Source organism: Kitasatospora sp. NPDC093102, assembly GCF_040683915.1.
Taxonomy (GTDB): Bacteria; Actinomycetota; Actinomycetes; order Streptomycetales; family Streptomycetaceae; genus Kitasatospora.
In genome coordinates this window covers 1-26,478 of the sequence record NZ_JBFBFA010000001.1, presented here as the reverse complement: position 1 = coordinate 26,478, position 26,478 = coordinate 1, and the positions used below count along the sequence as shown (strand labels likewise).

The following is a 26,478-nucleotide window of genomic DNA, read 5'->3' as shown; positions in this document are numbered from 1 at the left end:
GAGAGCCGCAGCATGGGCAAGAAGGCCGCCAAGAAGGCGCCGCAGCGCCAGTCCACCACCGCCGTCACGGGCGAGATCCCCGTGGTCGGGGCCCGCGAGGACTGCCCCTGCGGCTCGGGCCGCCGGTACAAGGCGTGTCACGGTCGGGAGGCCTCGCACGCGGTGCAGGAGCTGGTGCACCGCCCGTTCGAGGGCCTGCCGGGCGAGGCCGACTGGGTGGCGCTGCGCGAGCTGGTGCCCGCTGCCACGGTGCCGCTGACGCTGGCCGCCGAGGTGGCCGAGGGCGCGACCGGCGACGTCCCGTCGGTGACCCTGGCCACCGTGCTGCCGCTGGCCTGGCCGGCCCTGCGCCGCCAGGACGGCTCGATCCTGCTCGGTCTGCAGACCCAGTCCTCCTCCGGCGACCTCAGCCGCGACCTCGCGGACGCCCTGGAGCTGGCCCTGGCCACCGAGCCGGGCAGCCCGGTGCCGGCCCGCCGGACCGTCCCGGGCGGGCGCCGCCTGCAGGACCTGCTGGACACCACCGCCGCGTTCACGCCCACCGTGCACACCGGCTTCGAGTTCTGGCTGGAGGACGCCGAGTCCGCCACCGGCGAGGTCGCCGCCTCCCTGGAGCGCGCCAACGCCTCGGCCATCCCGACCGAGAAGCTCGCCGGCGTGGACTCCGCCTACTGGTGCGGCACCCCGGACAAGAACCACCTGCGCTGGGTGATGACCGTGCCCGAGGAGCAGCTGCTGGACGCACTGGCCCGGCTGAACGCGGCCGGCGAGGCCTCGCTCGGCGCGGACACCCGTCTGGTCGGCTCCTTCCGCGCGCACGGCCTGACCGTCCCGGTGTGGGACCTCCCGCTCGCGATGTCCGCCGCCGACTGCGAGAAGCCGGCCGCCGAGTTCGCCGAGCGGCTCGCCGCCGTGCTCGCCGACGCGACCCCGCTGACCGCCGAGGAGCGGCGTGCCCGTGCGAACCTGGTGAACCGTCAGGTCACCTTGAACTAAAGCGCACCGGGATCCGCGTGATACGCGTCACATTGTCACGGTGAACGCGCAATTTCCGGGCGTGGAGGGCGTCTTGGAAATTGGCGCGGGCGCGGATCCTTGTTACTGTCTAAAGAGTCCGGCCGCTGGTGCATCCCCCGTCGCCAGCGGCCGGATCTTTTGTTTTTCCGGAACGCCCCGGCGGACGGCCCCGATGCCCCGCCCGGCCCCGGTGATCCTCAGTAGGCCGAACGTCCGCTGTCCAGCCGGACCGTCGCCTCCACCAACTCCCCCAGCAGCGGCCCGACCTGCGGCAGCCAGACCCCGCCGCCGACACCCCGTCGCGGCGCGAGCACCCAGCGCACCCTCCCCCGGCCTCCGGCCGGGGGGACCCCCACGGCCGCGCCGCCGGGCGGCAGCGGCAGGAAGCCGCCCGGCCCGTGATAGCGCAACGATCCCGGCACCCAGGGGAGTTGGGCGAGCATCTCACCGAGCACGTCCAGCGAGTACGGTGCCACCAGCAGCGCGTAGCGGCCCGGCATCGCCAGCACCGGTCCGAGCGGCAGCCGCAGCGCGCCCAGGTAGGCCAGCGCCCGGGCGCCGGCCGCCGCGGGCAGGCTGACCGCCGAGACCGTGGAGCCGGTCGCGGCCAGCACCGGCGCGTCCGGGCTCTGCCACTCCCACCACCAGCGCACCATCCGGGCGTCCGTGGTCGCGGCCAGCAGCGAGGGGTCGTGCGGGTGTGCGCCGGGAACGGTGCAGTCCAGGTCGCCGCAGGAGCAGCAGCCGTCGCGCAGCACGGCGCCCGGCACCACGGGCCAGCGGTGGTCGACGGCGGCCGTCAGGGCCGCGGCCAGTCGGGCGGCACGCTCCTCCGACCGGCCCTTCGGGTTCTCACGCATGGCGCTCGTTCCTTTCCCTGACCGCTCGGTTCGCTCCGCCCCGCCGGCGTCCGTCGGGATCCTCCGCGCGGGCCGGCCGCGGCACGGCCCGGGCGGCACTGAGCGGGGCGGGCGGCAACGAGGACGGCGCGGCTACGACGTGGAGCGGGTGTGGAGCACGACATGAAGGGCCGCGCACCGGCACAGCCCTTGGAACGAGAATCCCGTACGCGACCGGATGGACGCCGCCCGGGCGCGCTTGGTTCCACCGTACGAGTGAGAGAGTTCCGGCCAGCCCGGCTCGCGGGCGGCGCGGACATACGATCCGGACGGCCGCCCGGGCCGTCCTCCCGGTTCTGCCCGTTCGCGGCCCGCTCCATGCCTCCGGTCCGCCCGGCGCGCACGCGAGCCCTGCGCGCCCCCGACCGGGTCGCGATGGATGTGGAACCTGCCACCGCGTCGTCCTGGATCTGGACATGCCCCGAATGGCCTGTGTAGAAGTGGTGGCATTGCTGTCGATCAATGACGAGTAGTAGCGAATCGAGGCGAAACACGCCCATTGGCCGTGCTCGCTCCACATTGGCCGTACCTGGGGGTTTCGCATGGCACGTAGCACCGCGTCAGGAGTGGCGGCATGAACGAGTCCCACCCGTCGACGGCCCTCCCGTCGACGACGACCGCCGAGCCGGGCGAACCCGGCTGCGCAGGCGGGCTCACCGTCCTCGACCCGCCGGACCTGCCCGGCCAGGTCGACGTCCCGGACGGCACGGCGGACGACCGCACGGCGCCGTCCGTTGCGGTGCAGGACCGTTTGGCCGGACGCCTGTCCGATATCACCAGCCTGCACGAACACACCGAGCGGCTCGCCCGCACCCGGGGCCTGGCCGCCACCCTGGACACCGTCCTCGCCTCCGGAGCCGCCCTGCTCGGCGCCCGGCGCGGCGTGCTGGTCACCAGGCTGCCCGGCGGCGGACCCGGCCAGCCCGTCGGCTTCGGCCTCGACCGCGCCAGCCTCGGCGCCCTGGAGACCGTCCCGACCGAGCAGAGCCTGCTGGCCAGGCTGCTGCGCGAACGGGACCGGCCCGCGCAGCTGCACTCCCGCGACCTCGCCGAGGACCCGGCCATCGGCGACCGGCTGCGCGAACTCGCCGTCCACCTCGGCCTCGGCGGCGCCTTCGGCCTGCCGCTCGCCACCCCCGAGGACGGACCGCTCGCCGCCGCCGTCTGGTTCTGGGACGAGCCCGCCGAACCGACCGGATGCCGGCGCGAACTGGCCCGCCACTACTGCGAGATCGCCGCCCCGCTGCTCGCCAAGCAGCTGGAGTCGGACCGGATCTCGCGCACCACCGAGGCACTGCGCCGCGGCCTGCTGCCGGACCGGCTCCCCCAGGCCGCCGGACTGCGGCTGGCCGCCCGGCTCGTCCCGGCCGGGCTGGAGCGCTCCTGCGGCAGCGACTGGTACGACGCGATCCCGCTGCCGGACGGCACCATCGGCCTCACCGTCGGCTCCGTCTCCGGCGACGGCCCCGGTGCGGGCCCGGGCTCCGCCCCCGGCGCGGCCGCCGCGATGGGCCGGGTCCGGTCCGCGCTGCGGGCCTACGCGGTGCTGGAGGGCGAGGACCCGGTCTCCGTCCTGGGGGACCTGGAGCTGCTGCTCAAGACCACCGAGCCGGCCCGCACCGCCACCGCCGTCTACGCCTGGGTCGAGCCCGAGGAGCGCCGGATCACCCTGGCCGGCGCCGGGCACTGCCCACCGGTCCTGGTCGGCCGGCACGGCGCCGAGTTCGTGGAGACCTCGCTCTCCGCCCCGCTCGGCATGCTGGCCTGCTGGGAGGCCCCCGGGGTGGAGTTCACCGCGGAGCGCGGCGACACCCTGCTGCTCTACACCGAAGGGCTGGCCCGCCGCTGCGGCCCGACCCTGCACGCCGGGCAGGCCAACCTGCGCCGGGCCGCCGCCGACGCCCCGCGCGACGTGCGGACCGACCCGGACCGGCTCTGCGCCCATCTGCTGGCCGTCTGCCCGGACCCGGAGGCCGCGAGCACGGCCACCGACGACCTGATGCTGCTGGCGGCCCGCTTCGAGTAATCGAGAAACGGTTCGGGTCCTGGGGGTCCCCCGGCCGAAGGCTGGGGGAGGGCGGGCGGCCGTACGTCCGTACCATGGACGCACGGCCGCCCGCGCGTGTCGCGATCCGACACCTCCCCCGAGGGGCGGCGGTACCACCCCCAAGGAGGCGTTGCACGTGACCGAGGACCGCACCCCCGCGGTGGCCGAGAACCCCGAGGCCGAGGGCGGCGAGGAGCCGGAGCAGCACAAGGGCCGCAAGAACGGCCTCTACGGCGAGGTCTCCGACGAGCTGGCCGCCTCGATGAAGTCCGGCTGGGCCGACACCGAGCTGCACGGCCTCGCCCCCGTCGCCCAGGCCCCGTACGCGGCCGAGCGCCGCGCCAAGCTGTCCGCCGCCTTCCCCGGCGAGCGCCTGGTCGTCCCGGCCGGCAACCTGCGGGTGCGCTCCAACGACACCGACTACGCGTTCCGCGCCTCCAGCGAGTACGTCCACCTCACCGGTGACCAGACCGAGGACGCGGTGCTGGTCGGCGAGCCGACCGGCGCGGCCGGCCACGAGTTCGTGCTCTACCTGCTGCCCCGCTCGAACCGCGAGAACGGCGAGTTCTGGCTGGACGGCTACGGCGAGCTGTGGGTCGGCCGCCGGCACAGCCTGAGCGAGCAGGAGCAGCTGCTCGGCCTGCCCGCCCGCGACGTGCGCAAGGCCGCCGAGGAGCTGGCCGCGAAGGCCAAGGACTCCGCCGTGCCGACCCGGATCGTCCGCGGCTACGACGCCGGCCTGGAGGCCGCGCTCGCCGACGCCCTGGACGCCGACAAGGACGCCGGGTTCAAGGAGTTCCTGAGCGGCCTGCGGCTGGTCAAGGACGAGTGGGAGATCGGCGAGCTGCGCGCCGCCTGCGACGCCACCGTCAAGGGCTTCACCGACGTGGTCCGCGAGCTGGGCCAGGCCGTCGCCACCTCGGAGCGCTGGATCGAGGGCACCTTCTGGCGCCGCGCCCGGGTCGAGGGCAACGACGTCGGCTACGGCACCATCGCCGCGGCCGGCCCGCACGCCACCACCCTGCACTGGGTGCGCAACGACGGCGACGTGCGCCCCGGCGAGCTGCTGCTGCTGGACGCCGGCGTGGAGACCAGCACCCTCTACACCGCCGACGTCACCCGCAGCCTGCCGATCAACGGCCGCTTCACCGAGCTCCAGCGCCGGATCTACGACGCCGTGTACGACGCCCAGGAGGCCGGCATCGCCGCGGTGAAGCCCGGCGCCCGGTTCCGCGACTTCCACGAGGCCTCGCAGCGCGTCCTCGCCGAGCGACTGCTCGCCTGGGGCCTGCTGGACGCCTCGGTGTACGACGTCGAGAAGGTCCTGGAGCTCGGCCTCCAGCGCCGCTGGACCCTGCACGGCACCGGCCACATGCTCGGCCTGGACGTCCACGACTGCGCCCACTCGCGCCGCGAGGAGCACGTCGACGCGCTGCTGGTGCCCGGCATGGTGCTGACCGTCGAGCCCGGCCTGTACTTCCAGCAGGACGACCTGACCGTGCCGGAGGAGTACCGCGGCATCGGCGTCCGGATCGAGGACGACATCCTGGTCACCGCCGACGGCAACGAGAACCTCTCGGCCGGCCTGCCCCGCCGCGCCGACGAGGTCGAGGGCTGGATGGACTCCCTGGCCTGAGCCCCCGCGCTCCGCGTGCCGGAGGGCCCGGCCCCCGTTGGTGGGGGCCGGGCCCTCCGGCACGGAGCGGTCAGTTGCGCCCGAAGACGGACCGCAGGGCGGCCTGGTGGCCGTAGGACTCCGCGCCCACCCGGATGTCCACGTCACCGCCGTCCTTCGGGGTCTTCTTGAACGTGACCCGGAGGGTGTACTCGACCGCGTCCCCGTCCCGCACGCCCGGCGTGCCCGTGGCGACCGCGACCGGGCCGTCGCAGCCCTCCCGCACGTCGACCGGCTTCCACTCCTCGCCGACCTTCGCCTCCACCGTGAAGTCGTCGGCGGTCACGTTGTCGCGGGGGTCCGTCACGGTCACCAGGGGGCGCAGGTCCGCGGTGCCGTCCGGCGAGGAGACCCGGTAGCCGAACGTCATCGGGAACGTCCCGATGACACCCTTGGCCGGCGGCATCACCGAGAGCACCTCCGGGCTGTGGCGGTCGACCACCGAGACGTGCACCACGGCCTTCGCCATGTCCCCGAAGTCCGTGGAGTTCGGCACGGGTGCGTCCGCCTCGATCGCCAGCCGGCCCGGACGGTTGGCCGAGGACAGCCGCATCCGGTACTCGATGGTCCGGCTCTCACCGGGGGCGAGCGTGAAGGCCGCGTCGTTCCGGCCCGTCGCGTAGTCCATCCCGGTGCCCTGGCTGAGCCCCGGCAGGGTCTTCCAGCCCGAGGCGTCCTTGCGCTCCAGAGTGCCTTCCGCCATCGCGACGACCCGCCCGCACAGCGCGCCCTCGTACTGCTGCGTCGCCACCACCGGGGCCACGCTGCGGGTGCCGGTGGCGTCGTTGTTCTTCCAGGTGACGGAGAAGGACACCAGGTCGTTCAGCTCGATCCGCCCGCCCTCGTCCAGGCCGCCGAAGGTGATGTCGATCCCGCTTCCGCCGGACTGGGCGGGGGCTGCCTTCGGGGCGACGGGCTTGGCGGGAGCCGCCTTGGCCGGGGCCTTCGCGGCGGGCTTGGCCCCGCTCTTGGCGGCCGCGGCCGCGGGGGTCCCGGCGGCGGGCGGCGCCGACTCGCTGATCGGCGCGGCCGGGGCGGCGGCGGCCGGCGTGGTGGGGGCCGGTGTGAGGGGGGCCGGAACGGCGCCCGCGCCGGGCGTGGCCGACGAGGCGACCGCGGGGGTGGAGGCGGGAGCAGAGGCGGCGACGGACGCCCCGCCGTTCGTCGGGCCACAGGCCGCGACACCGACGGCGGCGACGACGGCCAGCGGAACGATCTTCGCAATACGGGCGATAACGGACGCGTTCATGTGACAGTCCCCCCGAAGGACATGGTGATGGTGGTGATCGGATGAACGGGCGCCCACTGTCGCGCCCTGAGGAGCCGGCCCGAGGAGCCGGCCCGAGCCCCGGCCCCGCCGGCTCGCTCTCCCCGCCTCTCACCCTGATAGACGTCCATCCCGCCGGGGGGTTGCAGCCGGGTCCGAAGTTTTTCCGTGGGTTCTCCCCCGAACACCGAAAGGCGCCGTGACCAGGGGAAACCCCGGCCACGGCGCCTCGCCGGCCCGCGCGGGACGACTACTTCACGACCGTCACCGGGACGGTCTGCTCGTTCAGGACGGTCAGCGGCGAGCCGCCGGTGTACGGCATCGTCGCCTGGACGGCCACCGGCATCGTCCCGGGCCCGTCCGCCGGGCCCAGGGCCATCCGGTAGGTCACCTTCTTGGACTCACCCGGCGCGAGCGAGAACCAGGCCTTCTCGTTCACCATCGCGTAGTCCATGCCGGTCCCCATCGAGAGCGGGATCTGCACCCAGACGCCGCCGTCCTGGCGCTCCAGTGTGCCCGCGTTGATCAGGAGCCCATCGCTCGGCGGCGTCCCGGCGTAATCCTTCGTGTACACCAGTGGCTGGACCTTCTCGAAGCTCTTCTGGCCGGTGTTCCGGTAGGTCACCGTGAACGTCACCGGGGTGCCGCCGGTGGACACCTTCTGCCCGGCGCCGATGCCGCCGTCGACCGTGACGGCGATGTCCTTGCCGTTCGGCACGGTCGAGCCCGGCGGCTTGTGGCCGCTCACGTCCAGGCTGTTGACGATCGACGTCAGGCCCGCCTGGTAGTCGCTCTTGAGCCCGTTCGCCACCACGAAGACCTGGTCCGAACTCATGCCCCACATCTGGCCGGTGAAGGTGTCCCCGGGCTTGCAGGTGACGGTCCACTGGGTCTTGTCGATCGTCTTGCCGGCCACGGTGGGCTTGGTCCGCACGGGGGCGCCGACCGAGGAGTATCCGTTTCCGGGGAAGTAGGGCCGGCCCCAGATCGGGCAGTTCGGTTGGTGGCCCCAGCCGCTGTCGGCGGCGAGGTCGGCCATCGTCGGCCAGGCGCCGCCGTCGATCTCGTCCGGGGTGTTGTAGGCCACGACCAAAACGCCGTACGGCTCGCACATCGCCGCCGCCCAGTCCTGCTGCGTGTCCGTCGGCGCGCCCGGGCTCAGCACGCAGACCCGGTCGGCCGAGACCGGCACGGCCTTCCAGCCCGCCGGAACCTTGAACCTGACGCCCCGGAGGGTGTACGAACTCGCTACGCCGGTCACGGTGTTGGTGGTGGAGGCGGTGGAGGCGGCGGAGGACGGGGTGCCGTCGGCGAGCGGGGCCTCGGTCTCGGCCCCGCCCGTGGGGGTGCCCGGGTCGGTGGGAGCGGCCGTCGGGCTGGGGGCGTCGGTCGGGTCGGGCGTCGGGCTCGGCGCGCTGGTCAGGGTGGCGGCCGGGGGCGGGGCCTCGTCCTGGGCGACCGGCTCGCCGTGGAAGGTGAGCACGCCGATCGCCATGGCGGCGGCCAGGCCGAGCGGCAGGGTGACGGCGTACACCGGGCGCAGTCGGCGGATCCGGCTCTTCGGGGGCGCTGCCGGGCGCAGGCCGGCCGCCGTGACCATGGAGGCCCGGGCCGTCATCGCCTCGCGGAGCAGCCGTTCCGTCGGGGTCTCGGCCGGCCCGTCGCCGTCGCCGCCGGTGCGGCGGGGGAGTTTGTCGGTCATCGAACCTTCTCCAGGTGCTTTTCCAAGGCGTCCAGAGCGCGGCTGGCGGTGGACTTCACGGCACCCCGGGACAGTCCCAGGGTCTCGGCAATCTGCGCCTCCGACAGGTCGGACCAGTAGCGCAGCACCAGCACCTCACGCTGGCGGGGAGTCAACTCCTGCAGGGCCACCAGCACCCGGCGGTGCTCGTCGTTGAGCACCGCGTGGTCCTCGGCGGACGGGGCGTCGGCCACGTGCGGCGGCACGTACTCGCGGGCGGTCCTGCGGCGGCGCAGCATCGAGCGGGCGCCGTTGACCACCGAGGTGCGCAGGTAGCCGAGCGCGTTGTCGAGGTCGTCCAGTTCCTCGCCGTAGCGCTGGTAGAGCTGGGTGAAGGCGTCCTGGACGACGTCCTCGGCCAGGTCCTGGTGGTCGACCAGCAGGATCGCCGTCCGGACCAGACCGAGCCGGTGGGCGTGGTACAGGTCGGTCAGGGTGGGCCGGTCCTCGGCCGGCTTGCGGCCGCCCCGCAGCAGCCGGAAGCCGGAACGGCGCTGCTTCGCCTCCTGCTCGGTGCCGACGCCGGCGAGCGGCTCGCCGGCCTCCTGCGCACCGAACAGCGCGGTGACCACCCCTCGGATGGAGAAGCCGCGCCCCCCTGCCTGCACGGCGGTCGGCCCGATGGCCATGGACATGTGCGATTCCGCTTTCCCCCGGGACGGTGACGGCGCCGGCCGTTCCGTCAGGTCACCTGATCAAGATCGTGATCGGGGGAATCGTTCCAGCCGCCCTCTGCCGGGATCCCTCCGCCCCCGCACCAAAGGACGTGTGGCGGAGGTGAAGGTTGCAGGTGGGTTCGAAGAGAATTCCGAAGGGGCCGGGACGGCTACACTCACCGGCATTCCGCCACCCGTGAGCAGGGGGTTCGCATGGCCGAGCAGAACGTCGACGGCCCGGTCGGTGCCGGAACCGGTACGGCTGCGGAGAGTGCTGCGGCCGTCGATCCGGCCGTGGGTACGGCTGCGGTCACCGGGACCGCCGTCGGGTCACGGCCGGTGGCCGTCACCATCGGCCGGTGCCCGGAGCCCGTGCACGACGTCGCGGTGTACGCCTTTCCGGGCATGGCGCCGTTCGAGCTCGGCGTGGTGGTCGAGGTGTTCGGGCTGGCGCGGCCCGAGCTGATCGGCCTGCTGGCGGCGCCCTGGTACGGGCTGAAGGTGTGCGCCGACCGCCCAGGGACGCCGCTGGACGCGGTGGGCGGCTTCGCGCTGACCGCCCGGCACGGGCTGGACGAGCTGGCGGCGGCCGACACCGTGGTGGTCCCCGGGGTGCCGAACGTGTTCGGCGGCGTGGGGGCTCCTCCCGGCCGCCAGGCTGGGGACGTCTCCCCCGCCCTGGTCGAGGCGCTGCGCACCGCGCACGGGCGTGGCGCCCGGATCGTGTCGATCTGCTCGGGCGCCTTCGCACTGGCCGCCGCCGGGCTGCTGGACGGCCGGAAGGCGACCACCCACTGGCGGTACGCCGAGCTGCTCCAGCAGCGGTACCCGGCGGTGCGGGTCGACCCGGACGTGCTGTACGTGGACAACGGCGACGTGCTGACCAGCGCGGGCAGCGCGGCCGGCATCGACCTCTGCCTCCACCTGGTCCGCCGGGACCACGGCGCCAAGGTCGCCAACACGGTGGCCCGCCGCTTCGTGGTGGCACCGCACCGGGACGGCGGGCAGGCCCAGCTCGTCGAGGCGGCCGTCCGCCCGGTCGAGGCCGAGGACGACGGGATCGCCCGCAGCATGCAGTGGGCGCTGGACCACCTGTCGTCTCCGCTGGCCGTCTCGCAGCTGGCCCGCGCCGCCCGGATGTCGGACCGCTCGTACCTGCGGCACTTCACCGCCCGCAACGGGACCAGCCCGATGCGCTGGGTCGTCACCCAGCGCATCGCGGCCAGTCTGGCGCTGCTGGAGTCCCCGGAGGGGACGGTGGAGGAGATCGCCGCGGCGGTCGGCTTCGAGAACGCCGCGGCCTTCCGCCACCACTTCGGCCGGGTGATGCGCACCTCCCCGACCGCCTACCGGCGCTCCTTCGGGCGCGGAGTGGCCTGAGCGCGCGGCCTACTCCCCGTCGTGCTTCTCCTCGCGTCGGTCCGCGTTGACGAGCATGGCGTCGTGCAGCCACTGCGCCAGGCCCGGCACGATCTTCTCGTAGGCATCGGTCCAGCGCGGGTCGGAGACGTACAGCCCGGCCAGGCCTCGGTGGATGGTGTACGTGCAGTCGTAGAAGTTCCGGCAGATGTGCTGCCGGTGCTCCTCGGCGAGGTCCGTGGCCACCGTGCCGTCGGCGGGCTCGCCGGCGGTGATCGCCTCGGCCAGGCGGTTGTTGAGTTCGGTCATCTCGGCCTGGATGCGCTGCCAGTCGGCCTTGGAGTAGCCGCCGGTGCGGCGCTGCGACTCGGCCCAGGCCTCGGTGTCGCCCCAGCGCTGCTCGGCCTCCTGCTCCCACTCCTCCTGGTAGCCCTCGCCGAAGATCTCGAACTTCTCCTCCGGGGTCAGCTGAATGCCCATTCTCCGTGCCTCCATGGCGTGTTCGACGGCTGTGGCGAGCTCCTGGAGGTGACTGATCCGGTCGGTGAGCAGCCGGTGCTGCCGCCGGAGGTGTTCGGTCGGGCTGACCGATTCGTCGTCCAGGATCGCCGCGATCTCCTCCAGGGGGAACCCGAGTTCTCGGTAGAAGAGGATCTGCTGCAGCCGGTCGAGGTCGGCGTCCGCGTACCGGCGGTAGCCGGACCGGGTACGGCCGGCCGGGGACAGCAGGCCGATCTCGTCGTAGTGGTGCAGGGTGCGGACGGTCACCTTGGCGAGCTTCGCCACGGCGCCGACCGAGTAGCCCTCACTGGTCATCGGAGTCCCTCCCTGGTGCTGACCACCACCCTCGGCTCTCACGTCGCGTGAGGGTCAAGCGGTGGGACCGGCGCGGGCGCGCCGGCCCGCTTCAGACCCCGGCGCCGGCCAGCGCCCGCTCGCGCCGTCGGCCGCCCCGGCGGCCGTGGCCGCCGGCCCCGCCGTCGCCGTCACCCGGTGCGCCGGGCCGCCGCCGACGGGACTGCTGGGTGGGCCAGAACAGCACGTACGCGGCGGAGACCACCACGAAGGCGAGCCGGACGAAGCCGCGGGCCGCGTCGGACGGCAGGAGCAGCGTGCCGCCGTACAGCGCGGCCAGCGCGATCCAGCTCCACCACGGGACGAGCCGCTTCTGCCCGACCGCGTCCCAGAGCAGGGTGCCGAGCAGGATCGAGGCCGTGTAGTACGTGTAGACGCTCGGGTCGAGCAGGATGCGGGCGTCCGCGCCCAGCAGCACCACGGCCGGCCAGCGCCCGCGCCAGACGGCGACGCAGCCGAGCCCGATGCCGAGCGCGAACTGGGTCGGGCGGTCCCACCAGGGGGTGGACGGGTCGGTGACCCCGAACCAGCGCAGTGCGGAGGCGGGCTGGTTCGGGATGGTGAACTTGGCGGCCGCCATGGTGTCCAGGTTGCCCAGGTAGAACGGCAGCCAGGCGATCGCCACCAGGGCGCAGAACCAGAGCGCGGTGCGCAGCCAGGCGGGCCGGGGCAGCGCCAGGATCAGCGGGGCGAAGGCGATCGCCCAGGGCTTGGAGTCCACCGCCAGCGCCAGGAAGACCGCGACCTGGGTGGGCTTGCCGCGGGCCAGGGCGTGCGCGGCGAGGGTGGTGAAGAACAGCGCGAGGACGTCGTCCAGGTGCGCGAAGCGGACGGAGACCTCGACCCACATCGGGATGAACGCCAGCCCGGCGATCAGCAGCCGCTGCTGGAGCCGCCGGTGGTTGGTCCCGGTGCCGAGGTAGTACAGGGCGGCGGTGCGGCCGACCACGACCAGCATCACCAGGCCCAGCCCGGCGCTCACCGCCTCGGCGATCAGCTCGCCGGTGTGCGGTGCGAACGGGGCGGTGAGGCGGGCCGCGGCCAGGCTGACCGGGCCGATCTGGAGCTCCGGGTGGCGGGCGTAGAGCGACAGGCCGCCGTCGGGCTGACCACTGAAGAGCAGCTGCTCGCCCTGGCGCAGGTAGTGCCAGGAGAAGCCACCGCTGGGCTCGACCAGGAAGAACCAGAGCACCGTCCAGGCTGTCAGCAGGACGTGGTGTTTCCGGAGCGGCAGTCCGGCGATCCGCCCGGTCGCCGCTTCGTAGTCGGTCGTGGCCCGTGCCGTGCGTGCTTCCCGCACCTGTCCTCTCCCGCCGTTCCGCCCCCTCCGGCCGGACATCCTATGTGACGGATGAGAACCGCCGGTGCCGCTCGCACATCCGTCCGACGGGACGGTGCGGGCGGTACGGGGCGATCCGGGAGCGACGCGGGGGCCGGGCCGGCATCAGCCGTGGCCCGGCCCCCGCGGGGAGCGCCCTCCAGGTCGGCGCGCTTCGGCTCAGCGCGCTCCGGGTCAGCCCTGCTGGGCGGCCTTGCGGCGGCGCAGCACCACGAGGGTGCCGACACCGGCCACCAGGACGGCGCCGCCGGTGGCCGCGATGGCGGTGGTGTGGTCACCGCCACCGGTCTGGGCCAGGGCCTTGTCGTTGCCGTCCGCGGCGGCCTTGGCCTTGTCGACGGCGGCCGGGGTCAGCGGCGGCGGGGTGATCACCGGGGGCTCCACCGGGAAGTCGATCGGGCCCGAGGTGTCGCCGCTGCTCTCGGCCGGGGCCGGGGCGGTGGCCGAGCCGGAGGGCTCACCGGTGGCCGGGGTGGTCGGCTTCTCGGTGGGCTTCTCGGTCGGGGTCTCGGTGGGCTTCTCGGTCGGGGTCTCGGTGGGCTTCTCGGTCGGCTTCTCCGTCGGCGTGGCGGTCGCGGTGGCCGACGGGGAACCGCTCGCGGTCGGGCTGGGCTTGCCCGTCTGGGTCGGGGTCGGCGTCGGGCTGGGCTTGCCGGTGTGCGACGAGGTGGGCGTCGGCTTGCCGCCGGGCGCCTTGATGACGAAGCCCACGCCGCCGTCGCAGCTGAGGTGGCCGTTGTCGACCGGCTGGTGGCTGGAGTCGTCGAGCTGGGCGGCGAAGACGACCGGGACGACGCCGGCCCGGCCGAGCGGGGCACCGTCGGCGAAGGAGGCCCGGACCTTGATCGGGACGTTCTTGCCGCGGTTCACCCCGAGCAGGTCGTCGGCGACCGGGTTGCCGTCCGGGCCGAGGGTGCCGAGCAGCATCAGGACGGAGTCGTTCTTCTCCCCGCTCTTGTCGGGGGCGGCCACGGCGGTCTGCCACTCGCCCCCGGGGAGCCGGTACTGGACCTTGAGGTCCTTCGCCTGGAGCGAGCCCGCCTTGTTCTTGAACTTGAGCAGCGGGATGAAGACGAAGTCGTGCTTCGTCCGGTTGTCGATCTTGAAGGTGAACTCGCGGGCGTCACCGCCGGCGATGAAGGTGCCGGGCACGCCGTTCAGCGAGAGGTCGAGGCTCGCGTGCGACGCCTTGTCGGCCTGCGGCGCGACGGCGGACGGGGTGCCGGGGGTGCCGGGGGTGCCGACGGCCATGGCGCCCTGGGCGCCGGCCAGCACGAGCGAGGACGCGAGCGCGGCGGCGCCGGCAAGGGCAAGACTGCGACGTATGGACAAGGAAGACCTCACGGAAGTGTCCGGGCGAGGCCCGGGCGCGAGGGGGCGGCCGCAGACGCCGCGTAACCCCCCGCGAAGCTGAAAGTCCGACGGAGAGTACCGAACGACCCGACCGGTCCGGAAGTCGGGTGGCACGCTACGGTCCGGGCTCGGGGAAGTGATGCCCGAATCATCCAACTCTGGACATCCGTAAGGCTTTTGTACCGCGCTGAGGAATGACCGCCAGGTGACGGGTACACGTCCGAAGGGCGGTGCCGCACGGCCCCCGGCGTCGGCCCGGAGAGATCGGCCCCCGGCGTCGGCCCGGGGAGATCAGCCCGCGGGGTCGGCCCGGAAGATCAGCCCGCGAAGAAGGACTTGGCCGCGATCACCGCCCGCTCGTCGCCCAGCACGTCGCCCGGGCGGGTCCCATTGCCGAGCAGCACCCCGCCCCAGCGCATCCCCATGTACTCGGCGGTCAGCCGGAGGGTGCCGATCAGCGGCTCCGCCTTGTCGTCCTCGGTGGCGAGGGCGGTGACGCCCCAGAGCGTGCCGCCGCCCAGCCGGGCGCGGAAGTCCGCCCCGGGCACCCGCATCCAGGCCGACCAGCGGTCGAGGTAGAGCTTGGCGCTGGCCGGCAGCGAGTACCAGTACAGCGGCGCGACGAAGACCAGGTCGGTGGCCGCCAGGGTGGCGTCCAGCAGCGTCCGCTCGTGGCCGGCCGGCTCGGGGTAGCTGCCGTCGCCGGTGTGCCGTAGGTCCCGGAAGGGCGGCAGCGGGTGCTCGTCCAGCCGCAGCCAGCGCTGCTCGGCGCCGGCCGGCAGGCTCGACTCGGCGGCCAGCCGGGCGAGTCGGGCCGAGTTGCCGTCGGCCCGCGCGCTGGCGTCGAGGAACAGGAACCGGCGCGGTGCCTCGGCGCCGGGCTGCTGATCGGCCATCAGGACTCCTCCGTCGTGCGTACGGTGCGGACGCACGAGGGAACAGCCGTCGAACGCCGGTTGTTCCGTGCCCGGGCCGGCCCCCGGACCGGAATCCGGGGGCGGCCGGCCGACGGTCAGTCGGGCAGTCCGGCCCGGCGGCGGGCGACGGCGGCGACCGCCGCCCAGTCCTTGTCCCCGTCGCCGTGGGCCAGCGCGTCCAGGAAGGCGTCCCGCAGGATGCTGCCGAACGGCAGCGGGACGTTGCGCGCGGCCCCCGCCTCCAGCGCGAGGCCGACGTCCTTGAGCCCGAGCGGCAGCCTGAACCCGGCCGGCTCGTAGCGGCGCTCGGCCACCATCGCGCCGTAGCCGGTGTGGATCGGCCCGGGGAAGAGCGTGCCGGTGAGCATCTCGACCAGGTCGGTCGGCCGGACGCCGTGCGCCTCGGCCAGGCTGCACGCCTCGGCCATCGACTCGATCGCGCAGGCGATCAGGAAGTTGGCGCTGATCTTGGCCGTGTTGGCCTGCCGGGGGCTCTCGCCGAAGTGCCAGGTGCGCTCGCCCATCGCGGCGAACAGCGGCTCGGCCCGCTCCAGCAGCCCGGGCTCGCCCGCGACCAGGATGTTCAGCCGCCCCGCCGCCGCGACCGGCGGCCGGCCGAGGACGGGGGCGGCGACGTAGCCGATGCCGTGCTCGGCGTGCAGTGCCTCGGCCCGCTCGGCGAGGGCGAGCGAGACGGTGGCCATGTTGACGTGCAGGGTCGCCGCGGCGCCGGCCAGCAGCGCGGGGTCGAGCAGCAGCTGCTCGACCGCCGTGTCGTTGGCGAGCATGGAGACCACCGTGTCGGCGGCGAAGACCTCGGCGAGCGAGTCGGCCGCCTCCGCGCCCTCGGCCACCATGGCGGCCACCGGCTCGGGCGAGCGGTTCCAGACCCGTACGGTGTGGCCGGCCCGCAACAGGCTGCCGGCCATGCCGCGCCCCATCGCCCCCAGCCCCACGAAACCGATCGTCTGCCCGGGCATCCGCGCACTCCTCTCGCCGCCACTGCTCGTGTGCGACCGACTGTACGTCAGGAGGCCTGCGGACAGGCCTGCGGACCCGCGGCCGGGCGGCGGCTCACGCGCAGGCGGGCAGCCGGGTGCGGTCGGCGGCCGAGCCGCGCTCCAGCTCTGCGGCCACCCGGCTGCGCAGCAGCTCGTACTGGGCCTGGAGCCGGCCGGGACGGGCCGGGCGGGCGACCGGACGGCCGGGGCCGACCAACTCGTCCGGCCCGAACTGCTCGCGGGTGAGGTCGATCTCGAAGCCGGTGGCGAAACGGTTCCACCAGTGGAGGTCCGTCCGCACCCCGTCGACGTACACCTCGCCCATCATGAGCTCGCCGCCGAGCAGGTCGTGCACCACCATCGCCGTCACCCCGCACTGGCCGCGGGCGGGATTGTCGGGACGCCAGTGGGCCAGATCCTCGGGCGCACAGGTGTCGACGCCCCAGGAGGAGCGGATCGCACGTTCGATGTCGTTGAGGGTCCACGCCGTCATACCGGGAAGCCTGCCACGCGCCACTGACAGTGGCACCGGCTTTTCGAAGGGTCATCCCGTGTTCTGCGGCGACCCTCCCGGCGTTCACCCGAAGGAGGCAATGGCCCGGCCGGCCCGGCCCTTGCGCGGGGCGGGCCGGCCGGGCTGCCGTCACTCCGCCCGGGCGGCGGTGCGGCGGAAAGACGTCCGGGAAGACGTCCGGGAAGCTGTCCCGGGAGACGCCCCGGGGGGTGTCACTTCGCCAGCTCGGCGACACCGGCCTGCGCGAACTGCTCGTCCAGGTCACCGCTGGGAGCACCCGCGACACCGACGGCCGCGATCGGAGCGCCCTTGGACTGGATCGGGGCACCGCCGGCCAGGAACAGGGTGCCCGGGATGTCCTTCAGGTTCGGGGCCTGGGCCAGGCGCTTGGCCAGCTCCGAGGTCGGGGCGTTCCAGGACACCGCGGTGAAGGCCTTGCGCTCGGCCGAGACCGGGGCCTGCGGGCCCGCGCCGTCGCCCTTCAGCAGCACCCGGGTGACGCCGTCACGGTCGACGACCGCGACCGACACGTGCTGGCCGGCCTTGGTGGCGGCGTCCAGGGCGGCCTGGGCAGCGCGGGTGGCGGCGTCGATGGTCAGACCGCTGCTCGCGGCCAGGTTCTTGTTCTGGGTGTCGGCCTTCGCCGCGGCCGGGACGGCCGGGGTGTCGGTGGACTCGGCGCTGGCCGAGACGGCGCCCACGGTGGCGGCGGCGAGCGCGGCGGCGACGACGGTGCCGGTCAGCACCCGGGTGCGCACGGAGGTCTTCTTCATGGTGCGGCTCCTCAGCGGATCTGCGGGGTGGACTGGGGTGGGGGTCGGGAGCCGCCGGACCGTTGGGGGGATCGCCCGGCGGCGTGCTCCGATCCTCCGCCCGGGGACGGGGCCGCCACATCGACGGTCCGGCGCGGGCGTCCGGGAATGACGGTGGACGGCGGCGTCAACCGATCGGCTGATGCGGACCCGGGCCGGACGGGTCACCATCGAGGGATCGATGCAGGTCGGTGCGGATCGGGACGGACCGGGACCGGCACCGACCGTGCACGCACCACCCGTTCAGCCAGGAGCCACCCGTGCAGCAGCCCCGCCCGACCGCCGGCCGCGCTGCGGACCGTACCGGTGCCGGCCCTCGCGGCGTCCTCGGCCACGACGCCGGCGATCCGGACGCGGGCCGGCTGGCGCTGCTGCTGGACTCCGCCTTCCTGCTGCTGCTCGCCGCCTCGCTCAACCGCTACCTCACCCACCACTCCGGCAGTGCGCAGGCGCCCTGGGTGATCGGGCTGAGCGCGGCCCTCGCGGTCGCCCAGCCGGCCGGCTCCTGGCTCGACCACCACCGTCCGCCCGCCCCGGGCCGGCGCCGCCGGTGGCCGTCGGCCCTGGTCGTGGTGCTCTGGGTGGTGCTGGTGCTGCTCGCGCCGAGCTTCGCCTGGTGCGCCGTCCCGCTGATCTACACCGCGCTGCGGGCACTGCCCGCGAAGGCGGCCATCCCGCTGGTCGGCGCGCTGACCCTGCTGGTGGTGATCGCCGAGATCCGGCTGCCCGGCGGCGTCGACGCCACGCTCGTCCTGCTGCCGCCCGCGGTGGCCGGGCTCGCCACCGGCGTCTTCCTGTTCATGGCCCGGCAGGCCGCCCGGCAGCGCGCGCTGATCGCCGACCTGGTCCGCACCCGGCGCGAACTCGCCGCCACCGAGCGGCGGGAGGGCACCCTGGCCGAGCGCGAGCGGCTGGCGATGGAGATCCACGACACCCTGGCGCAAGGCCTGTCCAGCCAGCAGATGCTGCTCCAGGCCGCCGAGCGCACCTGGGACACCCACCCGGCGACCGCCCGCACCCACGTCCGCACCGCCGCCGAGGTGGCCGCCCGGAACCTGGCCGAGGCCCGCCGCTTCGTCCACGACCTCGCCCCGGTGGAGCTCTCCGACGGCCGCACCCTCGACCGGGCGCTGCGGGCGCTGGCCGAGCGGGAGTCCGCCGAGAGCGGGCTGCCGGTCCGCTTCCACCTGGACGGCACGCCGGCGCCGCTGCCCGCCGCCGCACAGTCCGCGCTGCTGCGGATCGCCCAGGGCGCGCTGGCCAACGTCCGCGAGCACGCCGGGGCGTCGGCCGCCGCGATCACGCTCTCGTTCCTCGGCGACCAAGCCGTGCTGGACATCGCCGACGACGGACAGGGCTTCGACCCGGACGCGGCCGGCACCGGGGGCGGGCGCGGGTACGGTCTGCCGGCGATGCGGGCCCGGCTGCGGCAGCTGGGTGGCAGGCTGACCGTGGAGAGCACGCCCGGCGAGGGCACCGTCGTCTCCGCCGCAATCCCCCTGGGGCACCGATGAGCCTGGAGCAGTGATGAGCACGACCCCCGCCCGCACGACTCCCGCCCCGACGGCTCCCGTCCGGCTGCTGGTCTGCGACGACCACGCCGTGGTGCGGGCCGGACTGCTCGCGCTGCTGGCGAGCGCCGGCGACATCGAGGTGGTCGGCGAGGCGAGCACCGGGGAGGAGGCCGTCGCGCTGGCGGCCCGGCTGGCGCCGCAGGTCGTGCTGATGGACCTCCAGCTCGGCGACGGCATGGACGGGGTGGAGGCCACCCGGCGGATCACCGCCGTCCCGGGCGGGCCACACGTCCTGGTGCTCACCACCTACGACACCGACGCCGACATCACCCGGGCCATCGCCGCCGGCGCCACCGGCTACCTGCTGAAGGCCGAACGGCCGGAGGAGCTGTTCGCCGCCGTGCACGCGGCCGCGCAGGGCCGGACGGTGCTCTCGCCGCCGGTCGCCTCCAGGGTGATGGCGCACATGCGGGCGCCCGCGCCGCAGCTCACCGAGCGCGAGCAGGACATCCTCGGACAGTTGGCGCAGGGGCTGGGCAACCGGGAGATCGCCCGGGCACTGTTCATCAGCGAGGCCACGGTGAAGACGCACCTCGGCCGGATCTACGACAAGTTGGGCGTGGACACCCGGGCGGGCGCGGTCGCGGTGGCGAAGGAACGCCGGCTGCTGCGCTGAGCCCGTCCGTCCTCCTCCCCGGCTGCGCTCGGCGCTCGACCGGTGTCACTGCGTGCTGCCATGATGCTCGGAATGTCGGATTCCGGGCCGGTGCCCGCCTCCGCCCGCCCTCGCCCGGCGCGGGCGGCTCGGCGAGCGGTCACCCTGACGGTGCCACAAATCCCTGGTCGGTGGCCTTTCGGGCACTTCGGGAGCGCCCGTCACAATGTGGATGTTTCGTGGATTTCGCTATTGACAAACCAACCACGCGGTTTGTTAGTTTGAGATCAACGACGTCCCCGGAGGTGGGGGCTCGCCGGGGCCTGTGCGGACCGCTCTCGCCGGAGGGTGTGGCCAGGGGGGAACGGCGGGTTTGCCGGGGTGTCGGGGGGAGCGGCAGCGCCGAAGCCGCGCGACGAGGCGGCGTGGAGCGAGTCCGGGGGGACTCGCTCCACGCCTCCCCCGGTCCTCCCCCGCGCCAGGCCTTCGACTACGCCAGCGCGCTCCAGTACGGACAGCACACGTACGGCAGCGGCGGCGCGCAGCGGTCGACGCTTCCGGACAGCACCGGGCCCCGCTCCGAGCGGGCCACTCCGGGTGAGCCCGCGGTCAGTCCGGCCTCACCCGACTCGCCGAAGCTCAGCGCCAGCCGGTAGCCGTCCGGGGTGGCCGCGGCGACGCCCGGGCGGTCCCGGTCGACGTTCAGCGAGGTGATCGTCCAGCCGCGCCGCCGCCAGTGCCGCTCCACCACGTCCACCAGCACCGCCCGCCGGGGCAGCGAGATGACGGTGAGGAGGTCCCGGCCCCGGGTGACGTACCAGAGCAGATCCGACCCACGCCCCGGCAGCGGCAGCCGCGCCCCCGCCCGCGCGGGCGCCCCCTGCCAGGCCGGCGCCGGACGGACGGCGTCCAGGGTGTCCTGGAGCAGCGTCTCGCAGCGTTCGGCGGCGTCCAGTTGATCGACCGCCACTCCCGAACCCGACCCGGACCCCGGCCGCCGGACCGGCGCGACCCGCGCACCTCCGGGGCCGCCCGGGCATCCGACGTTCAGTTCGGCACCACCTGACTGCACAGGGCCCTCCGTACTCCTCCCGGCGTTCAACCCGGGCAGGCATTCCGTCACTGCTTGGACGGCGGGCGGGTACGGGCAGTTCCCCTCCCGGCCCCGCCCCTCACCGTTCCCACACTTCCACATTGCACTGCACGGTGTAGTTGAATCACTGATCTGCACTGTGTAGTTTACTTCCCATGCCGGCCGGCCGCGCCGGACCCACCGGCCGGCCGCCCCCAGCACGCCTTCTGACCCACCGTCGAGAGGATCCGCCATGCCCGTCATCACCGTCGGCACCGCCCGCATCCCGTACCGCATGGTCGGCGAGGGCCCCGACACGCTCGTCCTGGTGCACGGCACCGGCCCCGGCTCCGCCATGTGGGACGGCCTGCTGGATTCCTTCACCGACCGCTACACCGTGCTGCTGCCCGACCTCTCCGGCAGCGAGGCCGCCGAGGACGACGGCGCTCCGCTCACCCTGGAGGCCATGGCCGCCCAGGTCGCCGCCGTGATCGACGACACCGGCCGCGGCCCCGCCGACGTCCTCGGCTTCTCGCTCGGCGCCGTCGTCGCCACCGCGACCGCCGCCCTGCACCCCGAACGGGTCCGCCGCCTGGTCGCCGCCGCCGGCTGGATCAGCGCGGAACAGGACGAGTACCTGCGGCTCTCCATGGCCACCTGGCTCTCGCTCGCCGACCGCCCCGCCGCGTTCGGCGGCTACGCCACCCTCACCGCCTTCAGCCGCGACTTCCTCAACCGGATCGGGCGCGCCGCCGTCCAGGCCAACACCGCCTACATGCAGCCGACTCCGGGCACCCTGCGGCACATCGCCCTCGACCTCGGCCTGGATCTCGGCCCGCTGCTCCCGCACGTCCAGGCCCCCGCCCTGGTGATCGGCTGCACCCAGGACGCCACCGTCCCGGTGGAGAACACCCGCCGGCTGCACGCCGCCCTGCCCGGCAGCACCTACGCCGAGTTCGACACCGGCCACATCGTGCTCGCCGAGCAGACCGAGGCGTTCACCGCCACCGTCCGGGACTTCCTCCTTGCCGCCGCCTGACCTCGGCCGCGGCGCGTAGAGCACACCGCCGCCCGGGAGGCAAGCCCCGCTCCAGAAAGGCTGATTACCGCGCATGGTGACCCAAATCAAATTGACTGAACGTCAACTCTAAAGGTGAGACTGCCTTGTTGGCGACATTCGCAAGGAGACGACCATGCGCATACTTTTCACCGGCCCCGCCGCGGCCGGTCACCTCTACCCGATGGTGCCCACCGCTCAGGCGCTGCGCGCCGCCGGGCACGAGGTCCTGTTCGCCACCGGGCAGCCGGTCGACCTGATCCGGCCCGCGGGCTTCCCGGTCGTCGAGATCGGTGACGGCCGGGGCCTGCGGGAGATCATCGAGGAGCGCCTCGGCGGCAAGGTCCAGTACGTCAACCACGACAGGACCCAGGAAGAGATCTTCGACATGGCGGCCGCGATGTTCGCGCACGCCTCCCGTACCGGCGTGGACGGCCTGCTGGCGGCCGCCACCGACTGGGGCGCCGACCTGCTCGTCCACGACTCCTTCCACGCCGCTCCCCCGCTGGTCGCCGCCCGGCTCAAGATCCCGTCGGTGGTGCACAACTTCGGCGCCAGCCCCGGCCGTTCCATGACCGAGCTGGTGGCCTCGCACGTATCGGACCTGTACGAGGAGTGGGGCCTGTCCGGCCCGGTCGTCACCGCTGCGCTCAACGTCGGCCCGCTCGGCGGCGACCCGGACGGCCTGGCGATGCGCTACGTCCCGTACAACGGCGGCGGCATCGTCCCGACCGAGTTCCTCCGCAAGCCCGAGCGCCCCCGGGCGGTCGTCACCCTGGGCACCGTGCTCGCCGAACTCGACGGCGTCCGCGCGGTGGTCCGCCTGGTCGAGGCGGCTGCCGAGGTCGACGCCGACTTCCTGCTTGCGGTCGGCGGCGCCGACCTCGCCCCGCTCGGCACCCTGCCCGCCAACGTCCGCGGCCTGCCCTGGGTCCCGCTCAACGAACTGCTCGGCCGCGCCGACGCGCTGATCCACCACGGCGGCTCGGGCACCATGCTGACCGCTCTCCAGGCCGGCCTGCCCCAGCTGCTGCTCCCGCAGGGCGCGGACCACTTCGTCAACGCCGACGCCCTCACCGCCACCGGCGCCGCCCTGAGCTCCGCCTCCGACGCCGTCGACGCCCCGCTGCTCACCCGCCTCCTCACCGACACCGCGCTGCACGACGCCGCCCACCGTCTGCGGGCCGACAACACCGCTCTGCCCACCCCGACCGCCCTGGTCCCCGCCCTGGAGGACCTCGCCGCCCGCCGCTGATCCCCACCGCCGCCTCGGGCACAGCGGACGACCCGCGACAGCCGCAGGCCGGCCGGCCTGCGGCTGTCGGCGGTACGGGCGACGACGGGCGCTCCTCATGACGTCGAGGCCCGGAGCAGGGCGCGCAGCCCGGCGGTGTCGACGACGTGGGCCCGGGACGGGAGGACCCGGTGGAGCAGGACGTCGTGGACTCCGGGGTCCGGGTCGGCGACGCCGTCGGACAGGACGTGGAGCCGGTAGTCACGGTCGGCCGCGTCGACGACGGTGGACAGGACCGCGCCGCTGGTGCTGAGGCCGGAGACGACCAGGGTGGTGATGCCGCGCTCGCGCAGCTGCCGGTCGAGGTCGGTGGTGGACATGGCGCCGTAGCGGGTCTTGCGCACGACGATGTCCCCGTCCCGGGGCGCCAGACGCTCGTGGACGGCGGCGGCGGGGTCCTCGTGGTGCATGGCGCGGTGCCGGGCCAGCGGGGCGAAGGACCTGTTGGCGGCCGGGACCGCGTCCCAGTCGGCCTCGGTGAAGCCGACGCGCACGTGGGCGATGGTGCCGCCCTCGGCGCGGACGTCGGCGATGGCGCCTGCCAGGCGGCCGAGCAGGGCCTCGCGGTCCCCGTCCTCGGGCAGCGCGGCCAGGATCGCGGGCTGGCAGTCCAGGACGAGAAGAGCGGTGTGCGCGGGGTCGAGGGCAGGGCCGAGTGCGGGATGGGTGCTCATGCGGATGTCCTCCGTGCTGATGACGTACCTGGTACGGCGTCCGGTCGCGTTCGGTCGGGCCGCGTCCGGGCGGATCGCGTCCGGACGGTTCGGGGAAGCAGGAGCGGGGTGGCCAGGATGAGCAACCCCGCGACCGTGATGGCGGTGCGCGGACCGGTGGCGTCGGCGAGCAGCCCGCCGAGCGCGGTGCAGACGGCGATGGACGCCTGCTGCCCGATCGACCAGGCCGACAGGGTGCGCGCGACCAGGTGCTTGGGCGTGCGTTCGAGCCGGTAGGTGGAGAGCACCGGGTTGAACAGGCTCATGTTGACGATGATCGCCAGCTCGACGGCCATCACGGTGACGAGGCCGACCACGCCGGGGCGGACGAAGGCCAGGCCGATCAGCCAGACGGCGCGCAGGGTGCCGACGGTCCGGAAGACCCGGTCCCGGCCGTAGCGCGCCACGACCCGCCGGGCCAGCCGGGAGCCGATGAGTCCGCCCAGGCAGGGGGCGGCGAAGGCGAGGCCGTACTGCCAAGGGGCAAAGCCGAGTTGGCGCAGCAGGAGGACGGCGAGCATCGGCTCGGTGGCCATGATCAGGCCGGACACGAGCATGTTGTTGAGGTAGAGCGCCCGCAGACCTGGGTCGCCCATGATGTGGCGCCAGCCGTCGAGCACCGCGCCGGCCCGGACCGGGTTACCGCCGGAAGGCCGCGGGGCCTCCTCCCGGCCGCGGATCGCGACGATGCAGAGCGCGGAGAGCAGGTAGCTGAGCGCGTCGGCCACCACGGTGGTGACCGGCCCGAACCGGCCGATCGCCGCCCCGCCCAGCGGCGGCCCGACCGCGATGGAGCTCCAGTTCGTGGACTCGAACCGCGCGTTGGCCACGAGCAGGTCCTCCGGCCGGACGAGGGCCTTGAGGTAGGCACCGCTGGCCGCGCCGAACGCGATCTTGGCCGCGGCGACCACGACCGAGACCACGAGCAGCTGGACGAAACCGAGCCATCCGAAGACGTAGGCGACCGGGATCGTCGCCATGGCCGCGAACCGGATCAGATCCATCGCGACCATGACCGGACGCTTGCGCCGGAACTCCACCCACGGCGCGAGCGGCACTGCGACCAGCGCGCCCACCGCGGGCCCCACCGCGGACAGCGCGGACACCTCGACGGGGCCGGCGTCCAGCGCCAGCACGGCGATCAGCGGCAGCGCCCCGAACCCCAGCCCGGACCCGTACGCGCTCACCGCGTACGCCGCCCACAGCCAGCCGAACCGCCTGCCCAACTGTTTCCTGCCCACCATGCCCGGTGCGCTCCCCTCGACGTCCCGATCCCGACCGAACAAACCGAAGTTGACCGGTGCGAGCTAACCGGGCGGCGCAACAGCCGGTCAAACAACCGATTCGCCCACCAGACACAACCACGGGTTGTTCACTAGGGTGGATCAGCGTGGATCTCGAAGCAGTTCGCACCTTCGCCGCCATCGCGGAGGCCGGCCAGTTCCAGAAGGCCGCCGTCGACCTGGCGATCACCCAACAGGCCGTCTCCAAGCGCGTCGCCGCACTGGAGCGCGACCTCGGCGTACGGCTGTTCACCCGCACCCCGCGCGGCGCCGAACTCACCATCGACGGGCAGGCGTTCCTGCCCCACGCCCGCGAGCTGCTGCGCGCCGCCGAGCGCGCGGTCGCGTCCGTGCGCACCGGCCGCCGCCCGCTGCGCGTCGACGTGATCGCCTCGCGCGGCGCGGCCTCGGGCCTGATGCGCGGCTTCCACCACGCCCACCCCGAGATCGACCTCGACGTGCTGATGCTGCTCGAGATCGAGACCGCCGTCGCCGCCATCCGCTCCGGCACGATCGACGCGTCCTTCCGCGCCGTCGCCATGCCCGGCCGGCCACTGCCCGAGGACATCGAGTCCGTCCGGGTGCTCGACGAACCGCTCCAACTCCTCACCGGCCCCGCCCACGCACTGGCGGGCGCCAAGTCGGTGACCGTCGCCGAGCTGGTCGGCCACCGGATCTGGATGCCCGGCATCATCCCCGGCAGCGAATGGGGTGCCTACTACGACGACCTCGTCGCCGAGTTCGGCCTCACCATCGAGGCCACCGGCCCCAACTTCGGCTCCGACGCGCTCCTCGACACCGTCGCCGACACCCCGGCCCTGGCCACCTTCATGAGCGAGCAGACCCGCCTCGTCTGGCCCGCCGGCCACGGCCTGCGCCGCATCCCGGTGACCGACCCGACGCCCGTCTACCCCCACTCACTCCTCTGGCACCGCGACAACCCCCACCCCGCCCTGCCCACCCTCCGCGCCCACCTCGCCACCACCGCGCCCACCCCCGGCACCCCCGGAACCTGGGCACCCGCCTGGACCCTCCCCCGCTGACCAACCCCACGGTGCGCCTCAGGGCCGGGCTGACGTGACCGGCAGTGGGCACGATGGCACGACGCAGCTGGACCGCGTCGGCGAGGAGGGCTTCCTGCCGGAGAACATCCGGCCCCCTCACGCTCCAAGATCACCCGCGCACTCGACAGCTGAGCACGCCGCAGCTGCCGTGGGACGACCCTCACCTCCTGCGGCAGGGCCGGGGAGCAGCGAGCGGGGAGGTCCCCGAATCAGAGGGTGGGCGTCGGCGCCGAGGCAGGAACGGCGCTCCTCCCCTCGGTGACTGCCTGGACGACCCGCGGGCCCGCCGGATGACCGGCGGGCCGCCGCGCTCACCCGGCAGGTAGCGCTGGGCGATCCGGACGCCGTGCGACTGCGGCAGGCGCAGCGGCAGC

General features: G+C 74.1%; 23 protein-coding genes. 9 read left to right on the top strand and 14 right to left on the bottom strand.

Annotated elements, in window-relative coordinates; genetic code table 11:
- The first annotated feature begins 12 nt into the window (after positions 1–12).
- On the top strand, positions 13–996 hold the full coding sequence (locus AB0O11_RS00115; protein WP_363380004.1) for a DUF5926 family protein: 984 nt from the start codon (positions 13–15) through the stop codon (positions 994–996).
- 218 nt (positions 997–1,214) lie between these two features.
- On the opposite strand, the gene AB0O11_RS00110 is transcribed toward AB0O11_RS00115, so the two are convergent.
- Positions 1,215–1,877: a bifunctional DNA primase/polymerase gene (locus AB0O11_RS00110; protein WP_363380002.1), complete on the bottom strand. Its 663-nt coding sequence runs from the start codon at positions 1,875–1,877 to the stop codon at positions 1,215–1,217.
- Positions 1,878–2,490: 613 nt separating this feature from the next.
- Between AB0O11_RS00110 and AB0O11_RS00105 the strand changes: the two genes are divergently transcribed.
- Together AB0O11_RS00105 and AB0O11_RS00100 are read left to right on the top strand one after the other, a co-directional pair.
- The gene (locus AB0O11_RS00105) at positions 2,491–3,942 is read left to right on the top strand and encodes a PP2C family protein-serine/threonine phosphatase (RefSeq protein WP_363379999.1); all 1,452 of its coding nucleotides are present in this window, start codon (positions 2,491–2,493) and stop codon (positions 3,940–3,942) included.
- A 181-nt stretch (positions 3,943–4,123) separates the two neighbouring features.
- Positions 4,124–5,599, top strand: coding sequence for an aminopeptidase P family protein (locus AB0O11_RS00100; protein WP_363381229.1), 1,476 nt, complete (start codon positions 4,124–4,126; stop codon positions 5,597–5,599).
- Positions 5,600–5,669: 70 nt separating this feature from the next.
- Here AB0O11_RS00100 and AB0O11_RS00095 read toward each other — a convergent pair whose 3' ends face one another.
- The 3 genes from AB0O11_RS00095 to AB0O11_RS00085 form a co-directional block, all read right to left on the bottom strand.
- Positions 5,670–6,887 carry a hypothetical protein gene (locus tag AB0O11_RS00095; protein WP_363379997.1) on the bottom strand — a complete coding sequence of 406 codons (1,218 nt, stop codon included), beginning with the start codon at positions 6,885–6,887 and terminating at the stop codon, positions 5,670–5,672.
- Between the two features lie 268 nt (positions 6,888–7,155).
- Complete coding sequence (locus AB0O11_RS00090) at positions 7,156–8,607, bottom strand: hypothetical protein (RefSeq protein ID WP_363379994.1); 1,452 nt, start codon at positions 8,605–8,607, stop codon at positions 7,156–7,158.
- Positions 8,604–9,281: a SigE family RNA polymerase sigma factor gene (locus AB0O11_RS00085; RefSeq protein WP_363379991.1), complete on the bottom strand. Its 678-nt coding sequence runs from the start codon at positions 9,279–9,281 to the stop codon at positions 8,604–8,606. Before AB0O11_RS00085 ends, AB0O11_RS00090 begins: the two co-directional genes overlap by 4 nt.
- A gap of 234 nt (positions 9,282–9,515) precedes the next feature.
- On the opposite strand from AB0O11_RS00085, the gene AB0O11_RS00080 reads away from it, so the two are divergent.
- Positions 9,516–10,682, top strand: a complete 1,167-nt coding sequence (locus AB0O11_RS00080) for a helix-turn-helix domain-containing protein (protein ID WP_363379988.1) — start codon at positions 9,516–9,518, stop codon at positions 10,680–10,682.
- Positions 10,683–10,691: 9 nt separating this feature from the next.
- On the opposite strand, the gene AB0O11_RS00075 is transcribed toward AB0O11_RS00080, so the two are convergent.
- From AB0O11_RS00075 to AB0O11_RS00045, 7 genes are all read right to left on the bottom strand, one after another.
- Positions 10,692–11,477 carry a MerR family transcriptional regulator gene (locus tag AB0O11_RS00075; protein WP_363379985.1) on the bottom strand — a complete coding sequence of 262 codons (786 nt, stop codon included), beginning with the start codon at positions 11,475–11,477 and terminating at the stop codon, positions 10,692–10,694.
- 91 nt (positions 11,478–11,568) lie between these two features.
- The gene (locus AB0O11_RS00070; protein ID WP_363379983.1) at positions 11,569–12,816 is read right to left on the bottom strand and encodes a hypothetical protein; all 1,248 of its coding nucleotides are present in this window, start codon (positions 12,814–12,816) and stop codon (positions 11,569–11,571) included.
- Between the two features lie 213 nt (positions 12,817–13,029).
- Complete coding sequence (locus AB0O11_RS00065; protein ID WP_363379981.1) at positions 13,030–14,187, bottom strand: LPXTG cell wall anchor domain-containing protein; 1,158 nt, start codon at positions 14,185–14,187, stop codon at positions 13,030–13,032.
- A gap of 338 nt (positions 14,188–14,525) precedes the next feature.
- Positions 14,526–15,104, bottom strand: a complete 579-nt coding sequence (locus AB0O11_RS00060; RefSeq protein WP_363379978.1) for an NAD(P)H-dependent oxidoreductase — start codon at positions 15,102–15,104, stop codon at positions 14,526–14,528.
- A gap of 116 nt (positions 15,105–15,220) precedes the next feature.
- Positions 15,221–16,156, bottom strand: coding sequence for an NAD(P)-dependent oxidoreductase (locus tag AB0O11_RS00055; RefSeq protein ID WP_363381227.1), 936 nt, complete (start codon positions 16,154–16,156; stop codon positions 15,221–15,223).
- A gap of 43 nt (positions 16,157–16,199) precedes the next feature.
- Positions 16,200–16,619 (bottom strand): hypothetical protein, encoded by a 420-nt coding sequence (locus AB0O11_RS00050; protein ID WP_363379975.1) that lies wholly within the window; start codon positions 16,617–16,619, stop codon positions 16,200–16,202.
- Positions 16,620–16,852: 233 nt separating this feature from the next.
- Positions 16,853–17,413, bottom strand: a complete 561-nt coding sequence (locus AB0O11_RS00045) for a heme-binding protein (protein WP_224281307.1) — start codon at positions 17,411–17,413, stop codon at positions 16,853–16,855.
- 401 nt (positions 17,414–17,814) lie between these two features.
- Between AB0O11_RS00045 and AB0O11_RS00040 the strand changes: the two genes are divergently transcribed.
- Complete coding sequence (locus tag AB0O11_RS00040) at positions 17,815–18,966, top strand: sensor histidine kinase (protein WP_363381225.1); 1,152 nt, start codon at positions 17,815–17,817, stop codon at positions 18,964–18,966.
- Positions 18,967–18,979: 13 nt separating this feature from the next.
- Entirely contained in the window at positions 18,980–19,642 is a 663-nt protein-coding gene (locus AB0O11_RS00035; protein WP_363379973.1) for a response regulator transcription factor, read from the top strand.
- A 469-nt stretch (positions 19,643–20,111) separates the two neighbouring features.
- Here the strand turns inward: AB0O11_RS00035 and AB0O11_RS00030 are convergent, their stop codons facing one another.
- Positions 20,112–20,591 carry a hypothetical protein gene (locus AB0O11_RS00030; RefSeq protein ID WP_363379970.1) on the bottom strand — a complete coding sequence of 160 codons (480 nt, stop codon included), beginning with the start codon at positions 20,589–20,591 and terminating at the stop codon, positions 20,112–20,114.
- 355 nt (positions 20,592–20,946) lie between these two features.
- Between AB0O11_RS00030 and AB0O11_RS00025 the strand changes: the two genes are divergently transcribed.
- Both AB0O11_RS00025 and AB0O11_RS00020 read left to right on the top strand, forming a co-directional pair.
- Positions 20,947–21,732 (top strand): alpha/beta hydrolase, encoded by a 786-nt coding sequence (locus AB0O11_RS00025; RefSeq protein ID WP_363379967.1) that lies wholly within the window; start codon positions 20,947–20,949, stop codon positions 21,730–21,732.
- A gap of 154 nt (positions 21,733–21,886) precedes the next feature.
- On the top strand, positions 21,887–23,005 hold the full coding sequence (locus AB0O11_RS00020; RefSeq protein WP_363379964.1) for a nucleotide disphospho-sugar-binding domain-containing protein: 1,119 nt from the start codon (positions 21,887–21,889) through the stop codon (positions 23,003–23,005).
- A 95-nt stretch (positions 23,006–23,100) separates the two neighbouring features.
- Here the strand turns inward: AB0O11_RS00020 and AB0O11_RS00015 are convergent, their stop codons facing one another.
- Both AB0O11_RS00015 and AB0O11_RS00010 read right to left on the bottom strand, forming a co-directional pair.
- Positions 23,101–23,718 (bottom strand): cysteine hydrolase, encoded by a 618-nt coding sequence (locus AB0O11_RS00015; RefSeq protein WP_363379961.1) that lies wholly within the window; start codon positions 23,716–23,718, stop codon positions 23,101–23,103.
- Complete coding sequence (locus AB0O11_RS00010; protein WP_363379958.1) at positions 23,715–25,001, bottom strand: MFS transporter; 1,287 nt, start codon at positions 24,999–25,001, stop codon at positions 23,715–23,717. Before AB0O11_RS00010 ends, AB0O11_RS00015 begins: the two co-directional genes overlap by 4 nt.
- Before the next feature lie 146 nt (positions 25,002–25,147).
- Between AB0O11_RS00010 and AB0O11_RS00005 the strand changes: the two genes are divergently transcribed.
- Positions 25,148–26,083: a LysR family transcriptional regulator gene (locus AB0O11_RS00005; protein WP_363379955.1), complete on the top strand. Its 936-nt coding sequence runs from the start codon at positions 25,148–25,150 to the stop codon at positions 26,081–26,083.
- Positions 26,084–26,478: the final 395 nt, after the last annotated feature.

Coding starts and splice junctions, on each gene's coding strand:
- AB0O11_RS00115 (WP_363380004.1), top strand. CDS start 13: ATGGGCAAGAAGGCCGCCAAGAAGGCGCCGCAGCGCCAGTCCACCACC.
- AB0O11_RS00110 (WP_363380002.1), bottom strand. CDS start 1,877: ATGCGTGAGAACCCGAAGGGCCGGTCGGAGGAGCGTGCCGCCCGACTG.
- AB0O11_RS00105 (WP_363379999.1), top strand. CDS start 2,491: ATGAACGAGTCCCACCCGTCGACGGCCCTCCCGTCGACGACGACCGCC.
- AB0O11_RS00095 (WP_363379997.1), bottom strand. CDS start 6,887: ATGAACGCGTCCGTTATCGCCCGTATTGCGAAGATCGTTCCGCTGGCC.
- AB0O11_RS00090 (WP_363379994.1), bottom strand. CDS start 8,607: ATGACCGACAAACTCCCCCGCCGCACCGGCGGCGACGGCGACGGGCCG.
- AB0O11_RS00085 (WP_363379991.1), bottom strand. CDS start 9,281: ATGTCCATGGCCATCGGGCCGACCGCCGTGCAGGCAGGGGGGCGCGGC.
- AB0O11_RS00080 (WP_363379988.1), top strand. CDS start 9,516: ATGGCCGAGCAGAACGTCGACGGCCCGGTCGGTGCCGGAACCGGTACG.
- AB0O11_RS00075 (WP_363379985.1), bottom strand. CDS start 11,477: ATGACCAGTGAGGGCTACTCGGTCGGCGCCGTGGCGAAGCTCGCCAAG.
- AB0O11_RS00060 (WP_363379978.1), bottom strand. CDS start 15,104: ATGGCCGATCAGCAGCCCGGCGCCGAGGCACCGCGCCGGTTCCTGTTC.
- AB0O11_RS00050 (WP_363379975.1), bottom strand. CDS start 16,619: ATGACGGCGTGGACCCTCAACGACATCGAACGTGCGATCCGCTCCTCC.
- AB0O11_RS00045 (WP_224281307.1), bottom strand. CDS start 17,413: ATGAAGAAGACCTCCGTGCGCACCCGGGTGCTGACCGGCACCGTCGTC.
- AB0O11_RS00035 (WP_363379973.1), top strand. CDS start 18,980: ATGAGCACGACCCCCGCCCGCACGACTCCCGCCCCGACGGCTCCCGTC.
- AB0O11_RS00025 (WP_363379967.1), top strand. CDS start 20,947: ATGCCCGTCATCACCGTCGGCACCGCCCGCATCCCGTACCGCATGGTC.
- AB0O11_RS00020 (WP_363379964.1), top strand. CDS start 21,887: ATGCGCATACTTTTCACCGGCCCCGCCGCGGCCGGTCACCTCTACCCG.
- AB0O11_RS00015 (WP_363379961.1), bottom strand. CDS start 23,718: ATGAGCACCCATCCCGCACTCGGCCCTGCCCTCGACCCCGCGCACACC.
- AB0O11_RS00010 (WP_363379958.1), bottom strand. CDS start 25,001: ATGGTGGGCAGGAAACAGTTGGGCAGGCGGTTCGGCTGGCTGTGGGCG.